The sequence below is a fragment of the Actinomyces bouchesdurhonensis genome, from assembly GCF_963540955.1.
GTDB lineage: Bacteria > Actinomycetota > Actinomycetes > Actinomycetales > Actinomycetaceae > Pauljensenia > Pauljensenia bouchesdurhonensis.
The window spans coordinates 46,417-52,444 of record NZ_CAUTSL010000010.1; the positions used below are offsets into that span (position 1 = coordinate 46,417).

The following is a 6,028-nucleotide window of genomic DNA, read 5'->3' on the forward strand; positions in this document are numbered from 1 at the left end:
AGATGACGGGCAATTATTTCTCCGACCCAAAGTCGATGCGGGCGCGCGCCTTACGTATGTCTTGATAGTTAATGACCCTCGACTCACCATCAACGTCGATTGTTACTCTCGTCTCGTCCGCGGCAACAACGCGACCCGACACATACCCACCGGCGCGCAGCTTGATACGCACGAGACGTCCAACCTGTCGCATCCAATGCCCGACCTTGGTGAGTTCGCGCTCGGCTCCGGGAGTGGAAACTTCCAACAGGTACTCGCCGTCGATCGGATCTGCGACATCCAGGGTCTTGGAGATGGCGCGGGACACGTCCGCAAGGGTGTCAGAGTCAATGCCTTCGGCACCGATCGGCGCCTCGACAACGACCCGCAGGAGCGGCATCGCGTTGGAGCGCGTGCGGGTTACCGAATCCAGTTCCAGTCCCGAGGCGCTCACCACTGGAGCCAGTAGTTCCTCGAGTGCTCCGTCTGTCGTGGGCGATCCCATGTATCTCTGTCTTTCTTCTCGCGTACGCGGGTCAGTTACCTATCCTAGCTTGGGGTGTGGGATGATGCGGGGGTGCATTGTGCAAGACTGACTGTAACCACACCTCGTTTCACGGGGGTCGTTGTCGCCGGCGCGATGGTGTTCGCGTTGTCCGCCTGCTCCTCGTCGTCCCTGCCGGCCCTGTCGGGGTTTGCGGCAGTGCGCGACCAGGCCGCGCGCACGGAGGCCGCTGCTTCTTCTCGCGCAACTCAGCTCGCTGAGGCCGCAACTGACTGCGCGTCATGCTCGAGTGCTCTGCGTGCGCTCGCCTCAGCGTCGGATCAACGCCTTGAGACACTCGGAGGGCTGTGGAACCCATGGGGAGGCGCGACCCCTGACGGAGCGAGCGCCCCCGCACCCGTGTCCGAGGCTCCCACTGACCTGTCTGCCTTCGTCTCTTGGCTGGCCCGCACGGCCACGCGCGATCTGGAGATTGCCGCAGACCCTGACCGCTCCGACACGGATGAGGCCCGCACGTTGGCGGCCTCCGCGCTCGGACGCTACGCGGGCGCTGTGACCCTGGCCGGTGTTTACGGCATCAACCTGGATGCGGGCGATTCGCAGGCAATGCTCGTCAACGATCACGTGAACACGGCGTCTCGAGGGGGCGTTCAAACCTGGTCGATCGATCTCTACGATGAAACCACCATTTCCTCTACCTTCGCTCCATCGGGCAAGGATCTTGCATCCTCGCCGGAGCTGTCCCAGGCCGTGGCCGTGTGGGATTGCACGGCCTCCACGCTCCCGAAGGCACAGGTGAGCGCCGGAACGCTCAACGACGCCTACGATGTGTCGGGCCAGCTACTGACCCGCTCACAGGTCGCCCTGCGGGCTGGCGTCGCCGACACGCGCACACCTCGCTGCGCGCTTCCCGACCTGGATGCCGCCACCCTGGCTTCTAACCTACTGGCGGCAGATGCAGCTCTGCTGACTTCCGACTCCAAGCAGGTGCGACTGGCAGGCGCCAGCGCCGCCCTAGCGGACATTGAGCAGTGGGCGACTCGCACGACCTTGCCCGCACTCATCGGCACCCGCTGAGGCGCGCCTCGCGCGTCTTCGCACACCACCCGGAGATTACAACAGGGCCGCTCCCCGGCGGGGAGCGGCCCTGAGTTGTGTCGTCTGCCGATGTCAGAGCTGAGCGGCGATGTCGTCGCCGATCTGGGAGGTCGAGCGCACGAGCGGGTTGCCGTCCGCCGCGGCCTGGGCACGCGCAGCCATGTCGGCGTCGATCGCGTCGCGCACGCGACGGGCTTCGTCCGCGTAGCCCATGAAGTCAAGCATGAGCGCCACGGAAGAGATCGTTGCGGTCGGGTCTGCCTTGCCTTGCCCGGCGATGTCGGGGGCGGAGCCGTGCACGGGTTCAAACATGGAGGGGTACTCCCGCGAGGGGTTGAGGTTGCCCGACGCGCTCAGGCCGATGCCGCCGGTGACCGCCCCGGCCTCGTCGGTGAGGATGTCGCCGAACAGATTGTCGGTGACGATGACGTCGAAGCGCGCGGGGTTGGTGACCATGTAGATGGTGGCGGCGTCGATGTGGCAGTAGTCGACGACCACGTCCGGGTACTCCTCCCCCACCTCGTCGACGATGCGGCGCCACATGTGGCCGGCGTTGACCAGCACGTTGTGCTTGTGGACCAGGGTGAGGTGTTTCTTGCGCGAGGTTGCGGCTTCGAAGGCGTAGCGCACGACGCGCTCGACGCCGTAGGCGGTGTTGACGCTGACTTCGGTGGCGATCTCGTGCGGGGTGCCGACGCGCACGGCGCCGCCGTTTCCGCAGTACAGGCCCTCGGTGCCCTCGCGCACGACAACGAAGTCGATGTCGCCGGGGTTGGCCAGGGGGCTTGGGACGCCCTCGTAGTATTTGGAGGGGCGCAGGTTTACGTAGTGGTCGAGGGCGAAGCGCAGCTTGAGGAGGAGGCCGCGTTCGAGGACGCCGGAGGGCACGGAGGGGTCGCCGACCGCGCCAAGGAGGATGACGTCGTGGGCCTTGACGGCCTCAAGGTCCTCGTCGGTGAGTGTATCGCCGGTGGCGTGCCAGCGCGCTGCTCCCAGGTCGAAGTGGGTCGTGGAGTACTCGATGCCCTTATCCGCCAGGACGCGGTCCAGGACTTTCAGGCCTTCGGGGACGATTTCCTTGCCGATCCCGTCGCCGGGGATTACTGCGATATTCAGTGTCATGGCTCCATCTTCCCCTGCTCGCGTGCGCCGAGTTGGCCTCGTTCCAACCCGTGGTCCCTTTGCGCCGTGACGTGCCCCATAGACGAGGCCTGGGCCGGGCAGGCGGTGATGTTTCCCCGCCCCAGCCTCACGTCTCATGCGGGTCAGGTCGACACCCTCGGAGGGTGCGACGTAGCACCAGCATCCGACAACGCCGCGTCAGCCGGTCAGCATCGTTGCGGAAGAGGAAAAGAGGTGGGAGGCGGTGCCGTTCGTTCACGCGTGGCCAGAGGGTGACAGAAAGCCATCGTTGGTGTTTCCCGGCGGAAGAGCGGCGTCAATGCGTGGCAACCGAGTCTGATCGTACCCACCGCTGGATTCATCATTCGCGTTGAGATGCTGGCTGGTCACTTATCGGAGACATGTCGACTTACTCGTCGACTGATCAACCGTCACACCACGCTGTTCGCGTTCCTCTCGTCGCGCTCTGTTATTCGACACACCCGCAGAAACTAACCGCCGGTAAGTCTCCTCCAGGACATCCACACAGGCCCGAATGTCATACATGTCCCCCGCACACCGATAGCGGTGCGCCTCTCGCCGCCGCTCGCCCCCACCTCGCTCAATCCACGCGTCGACGGCGCGGGCAAGTGCGCGCGCATCACCTACCTCGTACACACTGTCCTCACTGAGAGCGAATTGACTGGTCGCCGTCAGGGGTCCGCGCGCGATGATGGGCACGACGCCGCGGCGGAGCACTTCTAGAGCACTCAACCCCTCCACCTCAATTCGGGCCGCGTGCACATACAGATCAGAGCACGCCGCCTCGCACGCAAGCTCATCCGCATTCATGAACGCGAAGCGGACGGGATGAGCGATGATACCGTCACGCAGAAGGCGTGACGCCTGGGCGCGCAGGGAACGCTCGGTCGGCCCCCGCCCCGCAAGGGTCAACTGGATCGAGCAAGCATGAGCACTGTGACGCAGGGCACGCACAATAGTTACTTGGTCTTTCTCACGTGAGAACCTCCCGACCGCGAGGATACGAATGGTCAAAGAATCCCCCGCCTCCTGACACGCGCCGCATTCCTCGCCCTGAGGCGGCACTCCATTAGAGAGCAACAGCAGCGGTGGAGAAAGATTCAGCGTCGCCACACGGTCTGCAACGGAGCGCGAGGGACACTGAACGAGGTCACTGCGATTGAAGATCGCGCGCTTCCACAGCTCAAGGATCACACGATTCAGAAGGGCGCATCTATCGAGATACACCGAGGCTGTCAAGTTTTCGGGGTGGATATGATAGGTCACCATCGCGGGAACCCCGCATCTGCGAGCGCAGCGCGCGGTAACTGCCTGCAAGAAAAAAGGTTCTTCAAGATGGACAACGTCTGCCCAATCAAGGGCCCGTTTAATCTGGGCTCGGTCCACACGCGCGAACGCATATCCCTGCGAGGCGATTAATGAAGCGATAATGGGGACACGCAGGGGTGGCAGCGGATAGTCGGGAAAGCCAATGCCACACTCATCGCCACCGCGGGGAGGAGCCGACAAGACACGAACGTGATGCCCGCGCTCACGCAGGAGAGCAATCGTTCGCCGCGCGGAGGCAGCCAGGCCGTTCCCGCGAGTATACAGATCGTTGATAACAAACAGGATCTTCAGCGGCTTACCCATTGCCCCTCCCCGAGTAGGCTGATCAGCAGTATAGCTCTACCTGACGGTCAGCCACGCGCGCTTCGAGTGAACGAACAGGCGCTGCATCCGATCACGTTCACTGCGCCTGGCAACATCGCCGCGAGAAAAACACCGCCCCCGGGCAATCCACGCGCTCCCCATGCACGCACAAACCAGCCTCGGCCTCGTCCCACGTGAGGAACGAGGCCGAGGCTCAGCTCTATCCGAAAAGGAGCGTAAGATCAGCGCGCGGCGCTGCCCTCAGTGTAGTCCGCATCCGAATCGGCCCAACCGAAAGCCTTACGCAGCTTCTGGCCGGTCTTCTCAATCGGGTGCGACTCTTCCTCGGCACGCAGCGCCTTGAACTCGAGCGCGCCGTTATCCTGGTCAGCGATGAACTTGCGGGCGAAAGTCCCGTCCTGAATGTCAGAAAGAATATCCTTCATGGCCTGCTTAGAGGCCTCCCCGATGACGCGCGGACCGGAGACGTAGTCGCCGTATTCAGCCGTGTCGGAGCAGGACCAACGCTGCTTGGTGATGCCACCCTCGTTGATCAGGTCGACGATCTGCTTCATCTCGTGGCAGACCTCGAAGTAAGCAATCTCGGGCTGGTAGCCAGCCTCAACCAGCGTCTCGAAGCCAGCCTGGATCAGGTGCGACACGCCACCGCACAGCACAGCCTGCTCACCGAAGAGATCCGTCTCAGTTTCCTCAGTGAAGGTCGTCTTGATAACACCCGCGCGGGTACCGCCAATGCCCTTCGCGTACGACAGGGCCAGCTCCCAAGCCTTGCCGGAAGCATCCACCTCGACAGCGACGACGTCTGGGGTACCCTTGCCCTGCACGTAGGTCTCGCGGACCTTGTGGCCCGGACCCTTGGGGGCAACCATGATGACATCATGGCCGGCGGGGACATCAATGTAACCGAAACGAACGTTGAAGCCGTGCGCGAAGAGCAGCGCGGCACCGTCCTTCAGGTTGGGGGCGATCTGCTCGGCGTAGACGAAACGCTGAACCTGGTCCGGCAGCAGCACGGAAACGACGTCGCCCTCGGCGACGGCCTCGGCCACGTCCTTGACCTCCAGGCCAGCGGCCTCAGCCTTGGCCCACGAAGAGGAGCCAGGGCGCAGGCCGACGACCACGTCAACTCCGGAATCCTTCAGGTTGAGCGCGTGCGCGTGTCCCTGCGAGCCGTAGCCAATGACGGCAACCTTCTTGGACTGAATCAGCGACAGGTCTGCACCGTCGTCGTAGATGATCTCTGCCATTTTCATTTCTCCTTCAGTTGATCCGTGATCGAGCGTGATCCGCGACCAATGGCCACGGCGCCCGACTGGACGAGTTCGGTGACGCCGTAGGGTTCCAAAGCCCGCAGCAGCGCCTCCAGTTTGGGTAGAGAGCCGACCGATTCAATGACGACCGACTCAGGTTGAACGTCGACGATGTGTGCGCGGAACAGATCCACGATCTGCAGGACGGAGGTACGACGGGTTTCGTCTGCCTGGACCTTCATGAGCAGCAGGCGCCGTTCGACGGAGTCTTCGGGTTCGAGCTCGACAACTTTCAGGACGTTGATGAGCTTATTGAGCTGCTTCACCACTTGTTCGATGGGCGCAGAGTCGGCGTCCACGATGATGGTCATGCGGGAGATCTCGGGGTGTTCGGTCTCCC

General features: G+C 63.3%; 6 protein-coding genes. 1 reads left to right on the top strand and 5 read right to left on the bottom strand.

The genetic code is table 11. The annotated features are described in order from the left end of the window. Positions 1–13 precede the first annotated feature (13 nt). Positions 14–484: a ribosome maturation factor RimP gene (locus tag RYL44_RS03075; protein ID WP_073983430.1), complete on the bottom strand. Its 471-nt coding sequence runs from the start codon at positions 482–484 to the stop codon at positions 14–16. A gap of 72 nt (positions 485–556) precedes the next feature. Here RYL44_RS03075 and RYL44_RS03080 point away from each other — a divergent pair, with 72 nt between their 5' ends. Continuing rightward, complete coding sequence (locus RYL44_RS03080; RefSeq protein ID WP_314975055.1) at positions 557–1,561, top strand: hypothetical protein; 1,005 nt, start codon at positions 557–559, stop codon at positions 1,559–1,561. 93 nt (positions 1,562–1,654) lie between these two features. On the opposite strand, the gene RYL44_RS03085 is transcribed toward RYL44_RS03080, so the two are convergent. The 4 genes from RYL44_RS03085 to ilvN all read right to left on the bottom strand — a co-directional run. After that, entirely contained in the window at positions 1,655–2,704 is a 1,050-nt protein-coding gene (locus RYL44_RS03085; RefSeq protein WP_314975056.1) for a 3-isopropylmalate dehydrogenase, read from the bottom strand. A gap of 390 nt (positions 2,705–3,094) precedes the next feature. Continuing rightward, on the bottom strand, positions 3,095–4,357 hold the full coding sequence (locus RYL44_RS03090; protein ID WP_314975057.1) for a glycosyltransferase: 1,263 nt from the start codon (positions 4,355–4,357) through the stop codon (positions 3,095–3,097). Positions 4,358–4,599: 242 nt separating this feature from the next. After that, entirely contained in the window at positions 4,600–5,625 is a 1,026-nt protein-coding gene (gene ilvC, locus RYL44_RS03095; RefSeq protein ID WP_073983426.1) for a ketol-acid reductoisomerase, read from the bottom strand. Between the two features lie 2 nt (positions 5,626–5,627). Next, a partial coding sequence (ilvN, locus tag RYL44_RS03100; protein ID WP_314975058.1) for an acetolactate synthase small subunit occupies positions 5,628–6,028 on the bottom strand: 401 nt, incomplete at its 5' end.